The 17486-nt window shown below is 70.4% G+C and carries 10 protein-coding genes; 3 read left to right on the plus strand and 7 right to left on the minus strand.

The genetic code is table 11. The annotated features are described in order from the left end of the window. Nucleotides 1–14: 14 nt before the first annotated feature. The 6 genes from ACFWBQ_RS25180 to ACFWBQ_RS25205 form a co-directional block, all read right to left on the minus strand. Nucleotides 15–4367 carry a hypothetical protein gene (locus ACFWBQ_RS25180; protein WP_385495037.1) on the minus strand — a complete coding sequence of 1451 codons (4353 nt, stop codon included), beginning with the start codon at nucleotides 4365–4367 and terminating at the stop codon, nucleotides 15–17. Nucleotides 4368–4377: 10 nt separating this feature from the next. Continuing rightward, nucleotides 4378–5667, minus strand: coding sequence for a serine/threonine-protein kinase (locus ACFWBQ_RS25185; RefSeq protein ID WP_385495047.1), 1290 nt, complete (start codon nucleotides 5665–5667; stop codon nucleotides 4378–4380). Continuing rightward, the gene (locus tag ACFWBQ_RS25190) at nucleotides 5660–8521 is read right to left on the minus strand and encodes an AAA family ATPase (RefSeq protein WP_385495055.1); all 2862 of its coding nucleotides are present in this window, start codon (nucleotides 8519–8521) and stop codon (nucleotides 5660–5662) included. Before ACFWBQ_RS25190 ends, ACFWBQ_RS25185 begins: the two co-directional genes overlap by 8 nt. Before the next feature lie 332 nt (nucleotides 8522–8853). Continuing rightward, nucleotides 8854–9516, minus strand: coding sequence for a DUF6338 family protein (locus tag ACFWBQ_RS25195; protein ID WP_385495066.1), 663 nt, complete (start codon nucleotides 9514–9516; stop codon nucleotides 8854–8856). Further along, on the minus strand, nucleotides 9506–9736 hold the full coding sequence (locus tag ACFWBQ_RS25200) for a hypothetical protein (RefSeq protein WP_385495074.1): 231 nt from the start codon (nucleotides 9734–9736) through the stop codon (nucleotides 9506–9508). The genes ACFWBQ_RS25195 and ACFWBQ_RS25200 overlap by 11 nt, the downstream gene beginning before the upstream one ends. A gap of 3 nt (nucleotides 9737–9739) precedes the next feature. Continuing rightward, nucleotides 9740–12274, minus strand: coding sequence for a CHAT domain-containing protein (locus tag ACFWBQ_RS25205; RefSeq protein WP_385495084.1), 2535 nt, complete (start codon nucleotides 12272–12274; stop codon nucleotides 9740–9742). A 271-nt stretch (nucleotides 12275–12545) separates the two neighbouring features. Between ACFWBQ_RS25205 and ACFWBQ_RS25210 the strand changes: the two genes are divergently transcribed. Together ACFWBQ_RS25210 and ACFWBQ_RS25215 are read left to right on the plus strand one after the other, a co-directional pair. Continuing rightward, the gene (locus ACFWBQ_RS25210; RefSeq protein WP_385495090.1) at nucleotides 12546–12911 is read left to right on the plus strand and encodes a hypothetical protein; all 366 of its coding nucleotides are present in this window, start codon (nucleotides 12546–12548) and stop codon (nucleotides 12909–12911) included. Beyond that, nucleotides 12904–14706, plus strand: coding sequence for a cholesterol oxidase substrate-binding domain-containing protein (locus ACFWBQ_RS25215; RefSeq protein ID WP_385495095.1), 1803 nt, complete (start codon nucleotides 12904–12906; stop codon nucleotides 14704–14706). Before ACFWBQ_RS25210 ends, ACFWBQ_RS25215 begins: the two co-directional genes overlap by 8 nt. Nucleotides 14707–15344: 638 nt before the next feature. Here the strand turns inward: ACFWBQ_RS25215 and ACFWBQ_RS25220 are convergent. After that, nucleotides 15345–16325, minus strand: coding sequence for an aldo/keto reductase (locus tag ACFWBQ_RS25220; protein WP_385495111.1), 981 nt, complete (start codon nucleotides 16323–16325; stop codon nucleotides 15345–15347). 249 nt (nucleotides 16326–16574) lie between these two features. Here ACFWBQ_RS25220 and ACFWBQ_RS25225 point away from each other — a divergent pair, with 249 nt between their 5' ends. Then, nucleotides 16575–17459, plus strand: a complete 885-nt coding sequence (locus ACFWBQ_RS25225) for a helix-turn-helix transcriptional regulator (RefSeq protein WP_385495127.1) — start codon at nucleotides 16575–16577, stop codon at nucleotides 17457–17459. The last annotated feature ends 27 nt before the right edge of the window (nucleotides 17460–17486 follow it).

The following is a 17486-nucleotide window of genomic DNA, read 5'->3' on the forward strand; positions in this document are numbered from 1 at the left end:
GGTCTCCTTCTCGGTCAGGTGCGGTAGCGGTCGTAGAGCGTGCGGGCCGCGTCGGAGGAAGGGTCGAGTCTCATGGCCCGTGTCGCACACGCGAGGGCTTCGGACCGATCTCCGGAACCGAAGTGACTCAGGCCCTGGTAGACCAGGGCCACCGAACGGTTCTCGTCGTTGTCGGCAGATTCGTACGCCCCCTTCGCCGCGGCCAACGCGTCCCGATAGCGCCCCGCGTCGAGGTGCCGTTTGACTGACGTCAGGGCGTCCTCGAACCTCGTGCGGGCGAGCAGTTGGGGGGCACTGGCGTTGCCGGGGTCCCACTTCAGCGCCGTCTCGTACGCCACGACGGCAGTGCGGCTGTCCTGCGCGACGTACAGTCCGCGGTCCACGAAATGCACGCCGAGCGCACTGTTGGCCGGGAGATGCCCCTTGCCCGGAGTGCAGAGCGGGGCGAGCGCGTCGGCGAACTTGCGCGCTCTTCCGACCACCTTCCGCATTTCCTCGGTGTCGCGCATTTGGTAAAGGCAGGTCTGCAGCCCGTTGTACCAGTCGAGTCCGGTCTGCAGCAGGCGGGGCAGTGGAACACCGAGGCCGATCAGTGGTTCCAGACTGCGGATGCCGGTCTCGTAGTCCTTGTCGATCCCCTCGGACAGTCCCGCGATGGCGGCCGGGTCCTTGACCGCCTTCTCGGCGGTCTTGATGACCTCGGCGCACCACGCGTCGGTGACCGAACCGGCCAGAGTGGATATCTCGGCCCAGAGCCGCGAGTCGACCGCCACGGACCACGGGATGCCGAAGTCCCGCAGGAGGTCGTGGACGGCGGACTCCCCCTTACGGGCGGCCTCCAGCACCTGCAGGTGCAGCCGGGCGGTGTCCTGGTCCCCTCTCCGGAGTGCCTCGGCACCGAGCTTGCGATGCAAGCCGAGCAGTTCCTGGCACACGGTGCCGCGCAGCCGCGTCTCCGCCGCGGGCCCGGCGGGCGTCTCGCCGTGCTGCTCCCAGAATCCCTCCGAGGCCAGCAGAAGGGTCCACAGAACGGTGGCACGGGCGAGGTGTCCGCCCGCCTGCGCGGCGGACGCGGACTCGCTGAGCGCCATGCCCCGGTACAGCAGGGCCATTGTGTGGTGGAGGCGGACGTCGTACTCCCGAGTCTTGAGGGAGTTGGCCCAGCTCCGCCGGATCCCTTTGCGCCCGCCCGACCTCACGGCGCCCAGCAGCTTGGCGTCGGCCTCGAGGGCTGCCTCCAGGGCCGCGTAACGGCCGGGCCGCTCCCAAGGCACCTGCTCCTGCTCGGCGTCGGGGAAGAGGTTGCCCAGCAGGCGGCCTACATGGACGTCGAGTTCCAGGCCGCGCGCGAGCGACTCGGCTCCCCTGCGGGACGGGACGCGTTTCAGCGCGGGCCCCGCCGCCGGTTGCAGGTCGGCCGCTTGGCGCAGGAGCTTCGCGCCCCGCAGTGGGTCCTCCGCGTTGCGGGCGGCCACGGCCTTGTAGCAGAGCAGCCGGGCGTACGGCGCGAGGACGGTGCCGGAGTCGCGCTCCTGCTGGTCCGCCTCGTAGTACGCGAGCATCCACTGCTCCTCCGCCAGCTCGTACTCCCCGATGGCGGTCGCGCAGCCCGCCAGGATCACCGGGTCGAATCCGGACGCGCCGTTGTCGATCAGCCGCTTGACGAGGTCGGCCAGCGGGTGGCCCTGGCCAGAACGGCGTTTGGCACCGAAGGAGTTGTTTGACTTGCCGCTGTTGCCGGGCTTGCCGCTTGCGCGCGACAGAAGAGCGGGCAGCAGCCTGTTGATGTCGGTGACGGCGGCCAGATCGCAGTCGACCGCGGCTTCGGAGAGCAGCCCCAGGCACCGAATCGGATCGCTCTCGACGAACCCCGCCGCATGGATGACACGGAGCAGGGCGGCCTGCTCCCCGGAACCGTCGGGCGGGGGCGCTGCGGGCGCGCGGCCGTCCAGAATGTCGGCGAGCAGGGCGCACACGGCGTCGTCCGCCGGCGCGGCCCGCAACTGCCTTGCTGCGGCAGCCCGGTCGCCCCGTGAGAGGTCACCCGCGGCGGAGGACAGCGCCAGCACCGGCTGCACGGCACCGGACGGTTGCGCTGCCCGGACCGGTGGGCGTCCGGCTGCCGGCAGTGCCATTGCGGCGGCCGTGACCTGGCCGACCAGCGCGTGCACTTCCGGCGAGGCGTGCCGGTCCGCCAGATCTCGTACCAGCACGGCGAGGGCGTTCCGGCGGCCGGCGTCCTTGCTGAGCATGCCCGCACGGGTGAGCGCGGCGGCCAGCACGGTCACAGCCTGCGGGGGCGGCTCGTCGGCCTCCTCGACGAGGGCGATCAGCCGCCCGCACAGCCCCAGGCCGGCGGCTTCCGGGTCCTCGGTCAGCAGTGCCAGGCCCAGGATCCATTCCACCCAGGGGTGTTGCGGTACGGAGGGCGACGGCCCGGCCCGCCCGTCGGCCGGTCCGGGGGTGGTCCCGTGGGCGACTGTCCTGGCGGCCCGCAGCAGTTCAGTGGCGTCCGGGGGGAGGACGTCCGGCCCGGCGGCGACGGCTCTGCCGAGATCCCTCGCCGCCCGCCGCGCGTGGTACGGGGCGTCTTCGGGGTCCAGGGTCGTGCCCTCCCCGGCCAGTTGGTGCAGCCAGACCGCGCCGAGTACGTACGGCACCTGCGGTAACTGACTGTTCGTCAACTGTTGGAGCCGGTCCGCAATTGCCTCGTCCGCCCCGCCCCCGGCCGCCTCGGCCCACACCCTCAGCAACTCCGCCTTCGGGCCGCTCCGCCCGGTGAGCAGCCGGTGCGCCCTGGCCGGACGACGCTCCTCCAGGTGGTGCGCCGCCAGTACCAGCGCCGCCCGCTCGTGCCCGAGCGCGAGGGCCGCCCCGAGCAGCCGCCGCCCCTCCTCCGGCTCCTCGCGCAGGGCCACCAGCCCCGACCACAACAGCCGGTCGGCCCGCGGCAGCCGCCGGTACAGCGGCTCCCGCAACAGCACCGCCATGTCCGCCGCCCCCGCCGTCCGGCCGTATGCCTCGCCCAGGGCCGTACGCAACGCCTCCAGACGCTCCGGGCTGCCACCGCCTTCCGCGGGCAGCCCGGGCGCAGTCCGGCCCGGGGCGGTGGGCGGCCGGCTCCCCGCGGCCAGGTCGCGGCGGACCCGGGCGATCCGCTCGTAGCCGGGCGGGGCGGTCGCTGCCGCGTGTGCCGCGTTGGTGCTGGGCACCGCGTCCGGTTCGGTGTCCAGCAGAAGGCAGGCGAGCGCCCAGTCGTCGGGGCCCTGGGCCATCGTGCCGGTGAGCGTCCAGAGTCCGGCGCGGTCGCCGGACAGCAGCTGCGACCAAGCGGCGTGGTAACGCCACTGCGGGAGGGAGGAGCCGTCCGACGCCAGGGGGACGAGGAGGTCGCGGGCCCGCGCGGCGTCACCGTCCAGCAGGTGCAGGCGACCGAGGACGTAGGGGAGCCAAGGACCTGCCTCGTGGGTCAGGTCGACTGCGACCAGCCGTCCGGCGGCCGGGGGAGGTGTGTCGGTGTCGGAGTCGAACCAGGCCAGCACGAGGCCGAGTTCGGCCGTCGCGGCGACGTTGGGCGCGGCTTCACGGGCGGCGGTGAACGCCCACTCCGGGATTCCGGCGGCCTGACCGTCACGTACGTACGCGACCAGGAGCCCGAGGAGGGCGGTCTCGTCGCGGGGGTCCGCCGCGCAGGCGGCGAGGAAGCAGTCCCGGGCCGTGTCGAGTTCCGCCGTGACGAACAACCGGTAGAGCCCGGCCGCGCGGTCCGCCCCCGGGAGCCCGGACGCCGCCAGCGCGGCCGCCTGCCGCAGCTGTGCCGGGTCCGAGGAGAAGTCCACCCGCAGCACATCGGTGGCGAGCTCGACGACCGCGGGGGGCCGTGGACCGGCCCGGCCCAGCAGGTCCGCGTAGACCTTGAGACGGGAGTCGTCCCGCTGGCCGGACCGGGCCAGGTCGTCTGCCAGTCCGGCCCTGGCCGGATCCTGGACCGACTCCGCCCAGTACAACCGGGTCAGCAGGTCGTTGGCCTGCTGGCCCTCGCCGCGCCCGAAGAGCGCAGTGGCCAGCGGCCGGACCGCCTGGTCGAGGGGTAGGGCACTGGCCTCCGCGACGAGCCCGCCGATCCTCTCCAGCGCTTCGAAATCGGGCTCGGTGAGCAACTGCCGGAACGGCTGTCCGACCATGGACCGTAAGAACTCGGTCCACATCTCGACGGCCGTTTCGGGGCGCTTCTCCATCCGCACGCGGACCTCGCGCAGCCGCGCCAATCCGCTGTGCGGGTCAGGATCTTCCAGGGCCGCCTTCCACTGCCTGCGCAGCCGCCCCGAAGGGCTGAGGAGGTCACCGAACGATGATGGCGGACTCATGCCGCTGCGCTCACCCCCTTCCCCTCTCGCGCCGCAGGAGATCCTCGAAGTGGGTTGCCTGATAGGCGTTCCCGGCCCGCCGGTAGGCGTCGGCCGCACGCGACAGCAGGGCGCAGCGTTCCTTCCGGGTTCGCAGGAGGGCGCTGTTGCGCACCAGCTGCCAGGCTTCGGCGAGTTGCCGCGCGGAGCCGGCGGGGTCGCCCTGCGCGTCGAGCAGGCGGGCGAGTTCGTTCAGCAGGGCCAGCCGGACGGCGGGCGGGAGATCCCCCGGGGCGGAGTCCAGGCACGTGCGCAGGGTGTGGCACGCGGCGACCGCATCGCCGTCGGCGGCCTGCTTGCGGGCCTGCTCCAGCGCGCTTTCGCCGGGCGGCGGGCGATGGGCTCCGGCCTCGGCCTCGGCCAGCGCGTCCAGGAGTTCCGCCGCGCTGCGGAAGCGCCTCGCGGGCTCGAACTCCAGGCAGCGCAGGACGACGGCGTCGGTCTCGCGCGTCACGGTGTTGTTCAGCCGTGACGGCGGGGCGGCCGCGCGGCCCTCCTTCTTCTGCTGGTACAGCCAGTCGCCGTGCAGCGTGTCGGGCATGCCGGGGGGCGGCACGAGGTGCGCGAAGGGAAGCCGGCCGGTGAGCCCCTCGTACATCAGGACCCCGAGCGAGTACAGGTCGGAGGCGGGCACGCTCTGGCCCTGGGAGGTCTCGGGTGCCATGTACGTCAGGGTGCCGGCGACTCCGGGTACGGTCCCGGACTCCAGCAGCCTGGCAGCGAGGCCGAAGTCGATCAGCCGTACGGTCAGGTCCGAGCCCAGCAGGACGTTGTCCGGCTTGAGATCCCGGTGCAGCAACGGCTGTTCCAGGGAGTGCAGTCCGCGCAGCGCCACACAGATCTGCCGCGCCCAGTTGAACAGCAGCCTGGCGGGAACGGTCTTCAGGGTCGCGAACTGGGCGGCGAGCGTGGTGCCCTGGACGAACTCCATCACCAGGAACGCCCGGCCTCCGGCGTCGTGGGCCAGCCCCCCGTCGTACACATGGACGAGGTGGCGACGTGCCTCGGAATCGGTCATCCCGTCCATCGCCTCGGCCAGCCGCAGGATGTCGGCGAACTTCTCCTGGGCGTCCGCCTCGGTCATCCCCGCGTCCCGGGAGATCTTGCAGGCAACCCGCCGCACGGGGCGGCCGAGGATACGTTGCTCGCTGAGGAAGACCGCGCCGAAGGCACCGCCGCCGATCCATTGGGTGAGCAGATAACGGTCGTTGATCACCCGTCCCTCGAACGACCGCAGGTCGGTCCCGGCTCCGTCACTCATGGCCTGGTCCCGCCTCCACTGCCGTCGTCGTTCCCGTCCCCGGAGCGGGGCCGAAACGGACGTCCGTCCGTGGTCCGCCGCCGGGTCCGACGGGGCGGAAGTCGAGTTCGATGCGGGCGCACTGCCGGAACTCCTCCTCCCGCCGCTCCTGTTCGAGAAGGATGGGATTCTCGATCAGGTCCGAAAGGATCTTCGCGATGATGCGGCCGCCCTCCTTGCCGCCGGACTTCTCGTTCATCAGATGTCCGCGATCGGCGGCATAGAGGATCAATGACTCGGGGACGATCAGCTCCTTCTCCCGTTTGTCCAGCCAGAACTCGTGCTGCCGGCCGACCAGTTTGCGGCAGATGCCGGTCATCGCGTCCAGGTCCAGCGGGCGGAACACGATGATCCGGCGGATACGCGCCACGAACTCGGGAGTGAAGACAGGACCGCCCTGTGCGCGGTTCCCGATCTGCGGCAATGCTTCTTTCACCCTGGCGACGATTTCCTCGTCGGACCGGCCCTCCCGTGTCATCCGGGAAATGATCTCCTGGCCCGCGTTGCTGGTGAGGATGAATATCGCCCGGTCGCCATGGGCCTTGACGCCACGCTGGTCGACGATCCAGCCCTCGTCGAAGAGGTTGAGGAAGGGCCGCCAGACCTCGGGGTGTGCCTTTTCCGCCTCGTCGAGCAGGAAGACGCAGTACGGATCGGCGTTCAGCTCGTTGATGAGGCGGCCACCGCGCTCGTAGCCGATGTATCCCGGCGGGGAGCCGATGATGCCCGACACGCTGTGCGCCTCGGAGAAGTTCTCCATGGGGTAGGTCTGCAGGCGCTTGGAGGAGGAGTAGAAACTCGCGACGGTCTTCGCCAGCTCGGTCTTGCCCGTCCCGGTCAGCCCGGCGAAGAGCATCACGGAGGCGGGGCCGCCGCTCGCCCCGGCCAGGCCAGACTTGATGCGGCGCAGCTCGCTCGCGACGACCTCGACCGCTTCCTGCTGACCGAAGACGGAGCCGCCCAGCGCCTGTTCGTAGTCGGTCCGCTCGCCGCCCGTGCCGGCGATCTGCCCGGCGGGCACGCCCGAGACCTCCGCGATGACCCGCACCACGTCCTCGGTGTTCACCACGGCCCGGGTGTCGCCGAGCTGCGTACGGCGGTAGTCCAGGTCCTCGCAGGCACGGCGGAGCACCTTGACGGCGGCGAGCGGCAGCCGCTGGTTGAGGATGTAGTCCCCGGACATCACCACCGCCCGGTCGACGGCACGGTCGTCGACCTCGGTCGTGAACTCCGCCTCCAGCGCGTCCGCCGCCTGACGGACCATGTCCCGCGCGGAGGCACGGTCCGGCTCGGTCATGTCGATGCGGGTGGTGAGTTCGCGCAGGGCATGGTCGGCGGCCAGCAGGTCGTCGTACTCCTGGCCGGACAACACCCCGATGAGGTGGATCCGGCGCTCCTTCAGCGCGCTGCGCAGGGCTGGTACGTGGTCGGTGCCGCCGGGGCCGCGGAGTATGGCTCCGAGCCCGTCCAGACACACGAGGAGGTCGGTACGCCCGGCCACGTGGGCGATGATCCTGGCAAGTTTGGCGCCGCTCTCGACGTCCGTCACGTCACGGCAGTCGACGTGCAGCAGGCGCTTGCGCCGCAGGAAGGGCAGCTCTCCGGCCGCGGCGCGCCTGGCCAGCTCGCGCACCAGGCTGGTGGTGCCGACCCCGGTGGGCCCGGTGATCAGCACATGGTTGTCGGTCGTACGGTGCAGGGCCCGGCCCAGAGTGTCGAAGTAGCGCTCCAGATGCCGGGCGGGTGCGATCCCCTGGGTCCGTGCCAGCCAGGTGAGGTCCTCGGCGGGGGGTGATTCCGGCGGTAAGCGGAAGGAGACCTCCCGTGGTCCCGTGGTGCGTGCCTCCCTGATGGCCTGGGCGAGCAGTTCGCGCATGCGGGCGAGGTCCACCCGGAGCGGGTCGGCCTCGAACACCGACGCCAGCCTCGGCGGTGGATCCTCCAGCAGGGCGTCGAGCAGATGCGGTGTGTCGACCAGCTCGGCACCCCAGATCACGGCTGCCCGCTGCGCCCGCCGGAGCAGGGCGAGCAGTGGCTCTCCCAGGCCGTCACGGTGCAGCGGCGGCGCGTCCTTGCCGTGCTGTGACAGCCGGAAGGCGCCACTCAGAATCTCCGCGACCTTCGCCAGGCCCAGTTGCGGCGGGATCTGGAGCCTGACGAGCCGCTCGGTCAGCCCCTCCGTCTCGCCGAGCAGGGCGAGGAAACAGTGCGGCGGCAGCAGGCGGTCGTACCCCAGCTCACCCGCGCGCCCCGCCGCCTGCTCCAGAACCGCCCAGGCGTCCGCCGAGAACTCCTCGGAGCGCAGCCGCCCGGTCTCGTCCAACAGGGTGGGAGGCGGCTCCGTGCTGATGCGCACCTGGTCGCGCAGGGTCCGCGCGGCGGCCGCCGTGTCGAGAATCCGCAGGAACTGCCGGTCACCGGCGTCGGGATGGTCCAGCACGCAGGCGATGAGCAGTTCCAGGCAGACCGGGCGCAACCGGTCCTCGTCCTGGGCGAACTCCGCGGCGAAGCCGTCCAGGGCGGTCAACGTCTCCGGTGTGAACCGCTCACGCCGTCCGTCGAAATCGAAGTCCTGTCCGTCCAGGCTCCCCGGGTTGTACACCGCGATGGTTTCCAGCAGGTGCCGCGGCTGGGCGCCTTCGGCGAGCGTGAGTGCGAGTACCGACAGAACTCCCTGGTCACCGGAGTCGATTGCGGCGTAGAGGATATCACTCGGACGGACCGTACCCGAGCAGCGCTGCGTTGCCGCCGAGAGAGTATCGATCGCACGTTCGTCAAGAAGCGTGTGCGGAGTGAAGATTCCTTCCGAAAACAATGACAAAGCGACGGTACCCCCGTACCCGTTCCCGGCACGCCGTGTTCGCGGAGAATGCCCGAGCCGTCGGCGGTTTCCCCGTTGCATTCACAGTTTGACACGGGTGCGACAACGCCTGCCGCCGATGGGCCACATTATCCAGATCCACAGGCTCGCAACACCCGAGGATTGGCTCGATGCGTCAGTTGGGTTCGGTATCTGCTTTTGCTCGGTGGTTCACCCGTATTTGTCCCGAGGTCGTTCGAGGTGGGCCGTCAGGTGACGGCTCTGAGGAAAGCGAGCCGCTGTCGGCGGGCGGTGGAAACCGGGAGGGCAAGCGAGTGGCGGGGGGTTCAGGTGGAGGGGGAAGGCGGCTCCGTGTGCGGGTATCTGAGGTGGATCACACGGATCAGGGAACCGGGGACGACGACCATCCGGGCGGACGAAAGGGTACGGGGGATGTCGCCAGGGCCGGTCCACAGCACCGGTCGTTGAAGCACGATGTCCCTGCGGGCAGGGTCCTCGTCGTGGGAGACGTGCCGCAGGTAGCCCTCGACCAGCCGGCCGTCCGACAACTCGACCGCCAGGAAGGGCCACCGGCCGTCGGCGTCGTGCTCGGTGAGCACCCACGAGGTGACTGTGCCCTCCCGCAGCCGCTCACCCCGGCGCTGAGGGGAGCGCTTGCCGACGTACCTCCCGGCCCAGATGCTTGCTGCCATGCTCAGGGTCATCGTCAGGATGCCGGACACGACCCAGGACCACGGCCGTTCTGCGGCATCGGCCGGGGCTGTGGCCACGTCCTTCAGCGAGACCAGGTAGGGGATCCACTCCGCCAGCAGCGCCGAGACCAGAGCCCCGAGACAGGTGGCGAGCGCACCCACGCTGAAGAGCTCGACGACCTCTGTGACGGATGTACGACTGCCTTTGGCGGAAAAGCGGCGATACGCCTGGTGGAAGGCGAATCCAGGCGTCATCGCCGCGAGGAGCAGTACCGCTGCGACAACGCTACCCGGCACTGCCGTCCCCCGGCGACGCGGCGGAGTTGTCCTGCGTCGTGGCGGCCGGAGGCGCGCCGGTCACCGGAGGGGGGATGACGAGGGAAGCGTCCTCAGCGATGAGAGGCTCGGAGGAGAACTGACGTTCGTCAAAACCATCGAAGTCCGTCAGCTCGAAGACAGGGTCGGGGTCGGCGTGTTGTCCGGAGCCGGAGCCGGAGCCGTTGTCGTTGTGCGGCATCGATTACCTCTCGTGTGCTCTGTGCGGGTCATCGAACTGAGTAGTGATGCTGACGAGTCCCGCCCACAGCCAGGCAGGTGTCGGCCCGTGCTCCCTGCGCCACTGGCGCTGGGCCGTACGCAGGGCCGACGACGGCGCCATTCCTTCGGCGAGCAGCCGGTAGAGGATGGTGAGGATGCCAGAAGTCGGGTGGCTGAGCCCCAGGGTCTGCGACTGCCCGTCGGGCAGCGGGTAAAGGCCGCCAATCACGGTCTCCGCCCCCCGGCACAGTGCGACCGTGGGGATGCCCAGCGGGTCCGTGCCGTGGCGCTCGTCGAGTTCGGCGGAGAGGCAAGCGTTGATCATGAGGATGCGCGGGAAGTGGAGCGTCAGCATGCGGGCGGCCGACAGCCGCGTGTGGTCGTCCAGTATGAGCGCGTGCGCGAGCCCGGGTCGGTTGTCGCCGTGCACGGAGGCGATCACGACGGAGGCGGGGGTGCGGTGGGGGCCGAGCGCGTTGAGCAGGTCCGCCGGGCGGGCCGCGTAGGTGACACCCGTGCCGTAGGCGGCATTCAGCGCGTCGCGTTCGAGGGCCAGCCCGTCGGGGTTGAAGCCGGCGAGATAGGCGACTGCCTTCCCGGCTGCCGCGTCCGGTCCCGGGGCGGGCGCCCTTGTCGCGGGGGAGCCCGGGGAGTCCGCGGAGTCGGTCAGGAGCGACAGGCTCGGCAGCAGGGCCAGGACCGACCGGTCCGCCAAGTACCCCTCGACGTGCGTCGGGTCCACACGCAGGGCCGCCCACGGCACGCGCCAGAGGTACGAGTCGGGAACGAGCAGCAGCTTCGGCACCTCGCCGTCGGGGGACGTCTCGCGCAGCAGGTCGGCGAGCCCCGCGGGAAGCAGAATCGTGGCGATTTCCGCCCAGAAGGCGGCTCGGCCGACCGCGAGGTGCCGGAAACGGGCTGTCTGCTTCCACTTGGGCGCGTCGGCCCGTACGCTCTCGGTCCCGTCAGCCGGGCCGGGAGCCGTCACCACCGCCTCCGCAGGCTCGGCCTCCGTCCCGGACAGAAGGCTCTCGATGCCGGTGATCTCGCCGAGCATCCGAGCCTGCCGGGAGTCGACGGAGTGCAGAAACGGATGCCGCAAACCGTCGGGAGCGGTCCACAGACCTGCGACATGTGCGCTCTCGCCGTCCGTCAGCAGCCTGATCTGCAGCACATGGGTGCTCCAGCGCACCGCCCACTCACGTGCGTCGATGGTCGTCCCGTGCGACTCCGCCTCCAGCGCCCGGCGAAACCGCAACGATACGAGGGTTTCGAGGCGGTCGTAAGCGGCGGCAGCCAGCTGCCGCCCCGCATGGACGACGTCCGCCGACGCGCCCTGCGGCACGCTTTTCCGCCCTGCGGAGGGAGGGGCCTCACCGGCGAGCGAGCCCTCGGATGTCTTGATGGTGCCCAGGAGAGCGACAACGTCGGTCAGTGACGCCTCTCCCAGGTCGGCGGGCTCTTCCAGACCCAGCTCGCCGCGCAGCATCTTCCGCAGGGACGTACGGTTGCCGAGGTCGAGCAGCTTGGCGAAGGCATCTGGCGCCAACTCGTCTTCCTGTACGAACAGTTCGTTCGCCGTGAGGTAGGCGCTGACCTCCGGCTCGCTGTAGAGGTCGACGAAGTACGCCTGCGCGTCCCGCCACCCCCACCCGGCGCGCAGCTCGGACACCCCTTGCATCATGTGCACGTACGAGCCCATGGCCTCGCGGGTGCGGCCCTCCGACCGGGCCAGCGCCGACACGATGATGAGGTGGCGCAAACGCGCGGGGAGGGGGCATCCTTCCTCGCGCTGGTAGGCGCGGTCGGCCTCGGCGGCCCAACGGACGGCGTCCTTCAGGAGGTTGTCCTCCATGGCCAGGTACGCCAAGGCATCGCATGCGGCGCCGTGCTGAATGTGGCATCGCCACTTCTTCGCGAGCTTCCGGGCCTTCATCGCGTGCTCGACGGTCCGGGCCCTGTCGCCGGCGTCGAAGGCGATCGTCATGAGAAAGACCTCGAGCCGTACGCGGCTGAGCCGGTACATCAGGTCGCCGCCGACTTCGAGGGCCTCGATGAGCGTGTCGTACGCCTCGGCGTTGCGCCCCCGCATGTGCTGCACCTTGCCCAGCATCTCCATCGACTCGGAGATCGCGGGGAGGTTCCCGCCCTGCTTGTGGAGGCCGACCGTCACCAGGGCGTGCTGTTCGGCGGCCTCCAGGTCGCCCTGCGCACCGGTGATGATGCATCGGACCATCGCTATGTTGGCCGTCAGCAGGGGGATTCGCGTCGCGAGCGGATGCCCGGAGACCTGCTGCACGAGCTCCTCCGCTGCGGCGACCTCACCGGCCGTCCCCAAGTCGTTGGCACGGCGCACTTGGTTGAACAGCGGTTCGAGTGCAAGGGAATGCCGCTGAACTTCTGCCCAGCCGACATACGACTCGTCGGAGCCCGCGTACCGACGAGCTGCCGCTTTTTCGATCGCGGCGCGTATGCCGCGCCGGGGAGTGGTTGTACGCGCATCATCTGAGCCGACCATGAATCCGCCCCCTGTCGCAGGGCGCTCACCCTACGCCGACTGATGGCCAGTCACTACAAGTCAGACAAATTCACCGTTCGTCCCGCCGTTGTCCGAGGTCACGGGAGTTCGATCAGCCCTCGGAGAGCCAACTCTCCTCATTCGTAGGTGGGTTCGCGGAAAACGTAGGCGCGTTCGGGATGATGGGCGATGCCCGACATCGGTAGGGGCGCGATCCTCCAGCATCCCTGGAGGCCGAGCGGTCGGCGCCCGGTGTGACTACGAGGCCCGCATGCGCGACTGGCAGAGCCGGATCGACGTATTCGGCGGTGCCGGCAACCATTGGGTGAGCCTGCTCGGCACGGTCGGCGGACCATGGAATCGCCGGTGCCGTGGACCCGAGCTCACCGCACCCCAACGCGCCGCACTCACCGAACGGGTGGGGAACGGTCGTGGCACCGGCCGTGACCACTTCAGGTCGACGAGCCCAGCGGGACGCCCGGCCGACGCGCACGGCTGCGAGGCCGGACTGCGCAGCTACGAACTGATCGCGGACGGGGGCGACGTGCCGTTTGACGTTCGGGAGCAAATTTCCGGCAGTTTGTGTCATGGAGCCTCCCTGACGTGCTGGAACCCCATACATTCAGGTCATGGCTGATCACTCAGAGTTCTCCCCACGTCCTGTCGCCTCCTCCCGCCCCTCTGAGCCCTCCGGCCTCTCCCGCCGTGGTGTTCTGCGGGCCGCGGCGGCTGCCGGAGCGTTTGGCATCCCGCTCGGCGCCGCCATAGCCGGGGCATCCCCGGCCGCGGCGGCGTCGGCCGTCGTTCCGGTGGCCGCACCCGAACTTCCCGCTGGCCTCGTGCCCTACCTGTCTCCCTACATCAACTGGGCCGGCGAGATCACCCACGGCGGGCTGTGGGCCTGTGCGCCCCGCACCGGGCAGGACCTCGCCGACCTCGCCAACTGGGCCCATGCAAATGGCTGGCGACTGCGTGCCCGGGGTAAGGCGCACAACTGGTCACCCCTGACCATCACCTCGGCCACCGAGCGGGACGCGCAGGTCCTGCTGCTGGACACCACCAAGCACCTGACGCACATGGAACTCACGAACCCGCCCGCCGGCGCACCCGGCGCAGTGCGTGCGCAGGCCGGAGTGACCCTCGAAACCCTGATGGCCTTCCTCGCCGACCACGGACTGGGCGTCACCAACACTCCCGCACCGGGCGAGTTGACCCTGGGCGGCACGCTGGCCATCGACGCCCACGGCACCAGCGTCCCCGCGAACGGCGAGTCCGCCCGCCCCGGCCACACCTACGGCAGCCTCAGCAACCTCGTCCTGTCCCTCACCGCCGTCGTCTGGGACTCCGACCAGGATGCCTACGTCGTGAAGACCTTCCACCGAGGAACCGACGAGGAGTGCGAGGCGCTGGCCACCCACCTCGGGCGCGGCCTCATCGTGGACGCCGAGCTCCAGGCGGGCGAGGACATCCCGCTGCGCTGCCGAAGCCGCGTCGACCTCACCGCCGACGAACTGTTCGCCGCCCCGGGCAGCGCCCTCGCCGCCCGGGGAAACACCTTCGCGGATTTCATGGACGAGTCGGGGCGGGTGGAGACGATCTGGTTCGCCTTCACCGACCGGCCCTGGCTCAAGGTGTGGAGCCTCAGCCCTGAGCGCCCGGTCACTTCCAGGCCGGTGCACAGTCCGTACAACTACCCGTTCAGCGACATCATCCCGGCCCCGGTCGCCCGGCTGGCCGGGCTTCTCGTCGGCGGCGCCTGGTATCTCGCGCCCGCGCTCGGCGCCGCGCAGTACACGGTGGCGGCGACCGGACTGACCGCCACCGTCGCGAAGGACCTGTGGGGCCCCTCGCACACCCTCCAGTTCTACTTGCGCCCCACAACACTTCGTGAGACCGCCAACGGGTACGGGATCCTCACCCGCCGCGCCGACGTCCAGCGCGTCGTCTCCGAGTTCGCCGGTTACTACAAGGAACGGCTGGCGGCCTGGGCCGCGGCGGGCAGATTCCCGATCAACGGGCAGGTGGAAATCAGGGTCAGCGGCCTCGACCAGCCCGACGACTCCGCGGCGCCGGGCGCACGCCCGCCGCTGCTTTCCGTCGTCCGCCCGCACCCCGACCACCCGGAGTACGACTGCGTGGTGTGGGTGGACGTGCTGACCCAGCCGACCTCACCCGGAGCCCACGAGTTCTACCGGGAACTGGAGCGCTTCCTGATGAGCACCTTCGACGGCGGCTACGCGCTCGCGCGCGTCGAGTGGTCCAAGGGCTGGGGCTATACGGATACGGCAGCCTGGGCCGACGAGCAGATCATCGAGTCCGCGGTGCCTGCTTCCTACGGCACCGGGCAGTGGTCCGAAGCCGTCTCCATCCTGGACCGGCTCGATCCTCACCGGGTCTTCGGCAACGGCTTCACGGATCAGCTGGTGCGCTAGGGGCTTGCCTCCCCGATCGAGGTCGGGGAGGCAGAGCGAACAATGCGGTGTCTGGTGCCGCATCAGGCAACGTTCGCCCTGTTGCGGTGTGACGCGCCGCCCGGGTCCTGGTCCTGGGCGGCCCACGGCCGTCAGGCTGTGCGGGTGGCAGATCGAGTACACGTGCGTGAGATCGATGACGACGAGGGCCGAGGCCGGGGATGCGTGGTCCAGTGTGTGGGCTGCTCCTGGTGACCTGGGTCGCACCCCCTGGGTGGGAGTCGCAGCGGGGGCAGGGCTCAGCGGCGGTGTGACGTGGGAGCAGCTACCCGGTCCGGCCGGCTGCGGTGACCGTGGCGTGTGGGGTGGTTCCGACTCCCGTGGTACGCAGGGCGCAGCAGGGCGAAAGCACTGAGCGGGGGCTGCTACCGGACGACGATCCGGCGCGGAAGGATCCGGACGGATCGCTCACCTATCCGGCCCGTGAGGACGACAACATGTCCAAGTCGTTCGACCACCGGATCTCACCGCGTGAGCGGGGTGTCCTGCTGCGCCACTCCGCTGTCAGGAGTTCCTGTTGCCGTGGTGGGCGCCGGCGGGTACGCACCGTCCTGACTGCCCCTGGGGAGGGGTGCGTCGACGGTTCTGCGCAATCGGGGTCAGCGGTCGATGCCGGCCATGTTCGCCTCGTCGTGGCGCTCGCCCGAGGCAGGGGTGAGGTTGTTCAGCCGCTCCAGCTGTGCGGCGGTGAGCTCGATGCCGTCGGCGGCGGTGTTCTCCTCGACGCGCGCGACCCGCCGGGTTCCGGGGATGGGGGCGATGTCGTCACCGCGGGTGAACAGCCACGCCAGCGCTGTCTGTGCCGGCGTCGCGCCGATCTCGGCGCCGATCGCCTGCACCTCGTCAACAATGAGGAGGTTGCGCTGGAAGTTCTCGCCGGTGAAACGTGGGTTGGTCCTGCGCCAGTCGTCGTCGGGGAAGTCGTCGACGGAGCGGATCTGTCCGGTCAGCAGGCCGTGCCCGAGCGGCGAGTACGGGACGAAGCCGATGCCGAGCTCGCGCAGCAGCGGGAGAATCTCGTCCTCGACGTCCCGGGTCCACAGCGAGTACTCCGTCTGCAGCGCGGCCACCGGGTGCACGGCGTGCGCGCGGCGGATCGTCGCGGGGCCGGCTTCGGAGAGCCCGATGTGGCGGACCTTGCCCTCGGCGACCAGCTCGGCCAGGGCGCCGACGGTCTCTTCGATGGGTGTGTTCGGGTCGACGCGGTGCTGGTAGTAGAGGTCGATGTGGTCGGTGCCGAGCCGCTCGAGGGAGCCCTCGACGGCGGCCTTCACGTTGCCGGCGCCGCTGTCGGTGACGCCGGGGCCGCCGCCGGAGTGGGAGATAAGCCCGAACTTGGTCGCCACGACGACATGGTCGCGCCGGCCCTTGATGGCCTTGCCGACGATCTCTTCGCTGTGGAAGGGACCGTAGATCTCGGCGGTGTCGATGTGGGTGACGCCGAGGTCCAGTGCCCGGTGGATGGTGCGGATCGACTCGGTGTCGTCGAGTTCTCCGCCGGTGGTATAGGTGCCGGCCATGGTCATGGCGCCCAGACCGATGCGCGAGACGTCCAGTCCGCCCAGTGATACGTGCTTCATCAGGTACTCCTTGTCGTGGTGGTGGTGGTCAGGCTTGGGTCTTCCTTCTCTGCAGGGCAGGCGGTGTCGCACCGGGTGAAAGGTCGTCGGCCGGTTGGTGCCACTTTCAGTGCGGTGCAGCAGGCCCGCTACCCAGGCAACCACCCGCAGGTCCGCCGCGGAGGCACGTACGGGGGTGCGTTCGTCCGGGGGTCCAGCAGTACCCCCTTGGCTGCCCGCGAGATCCAGGGGCGGCCGTACGGTGGATGCATGGACCGCAGCAGCGAGATCCGCGAGTTCCTGCGCACCCGCCGGGCCCGGATCACCCCTGAACAGGCCGGGATCACCCCGCACGCCGGGTCCCGCCGGGTACCGGGGCTGCGCCGCGAGGAAGTCGCCCAGCTCGCCGGAGTCAGCGTCGACTACTACATTCGCCTGGAGCGCGGCCGCACCCAAGGTGTTTCGGAAGCCGTCCTGGAGGCCGTCGCCCGCGCCCTGCATCTGGACGACACCGAACGCGCCCACCTCTTCGCCCTCACCCAGCCCACTACCGCTGCCCGGCGTAAGCGTCCGCTCGCCCCGCAAAGGGTCCGCCCCGCCCTCTACCGGGCGCTGGACGCGCTGAGCGTCCCCGCCGTCGTCCAGGGCAGACGCATGGACGTCCTGGCCGCCAACCGGCTCGGCTACACCCTGTTCGCGGACTTCGCGTCCCGCCCGCACCGCGAGCGGAACTTCGCCCGCTTCGTCTTCCTCGACGAAGCCGCCCTCAGCCTCTACATCGACTGGGAACGGGCCGCCCGGGACACGGTGGCCGGCCTGCGCCTGTACGCCGGGCGTCACGCCGACGATCCGCAGCTCACCGAGCTGATCGGTGAGTTGTCCCTGCACAGCGACGCTTTCCGCCGGCTGTGGGCCGACCATGACGTCCGCGCGCACACCACGGGGACCAAGCGCCTGCACCACCCGCTCGTCGGCGACCTCACCCTCGACTACGTCGTCCTCGCCGCCGAGGACGACCCCGAGCAGAGCCTTGCTGTCTATACCCCCGAACCCGGTTCCCCCTCCGCCGAAGCACTGGGCATACTCGCCAGCTGGACCAGCACCTCCACCACCGGCATGCCCACGCCCGAACAGACCCACAACCCGCCCAGCTGAACCGCGCGGCCCCCGCTACCGGCAGTA

The sequence above is a fragment of the Streptomyces sp. NPDC060035 genome (genome assembly GCF_042736635.1).
In the GTDB taxonomy this organism is placed as follows: Bacteria; Actinomycetota; Actinomycetes; order Streptomycetales; family Streptomycetaceae; genus Streptomyces.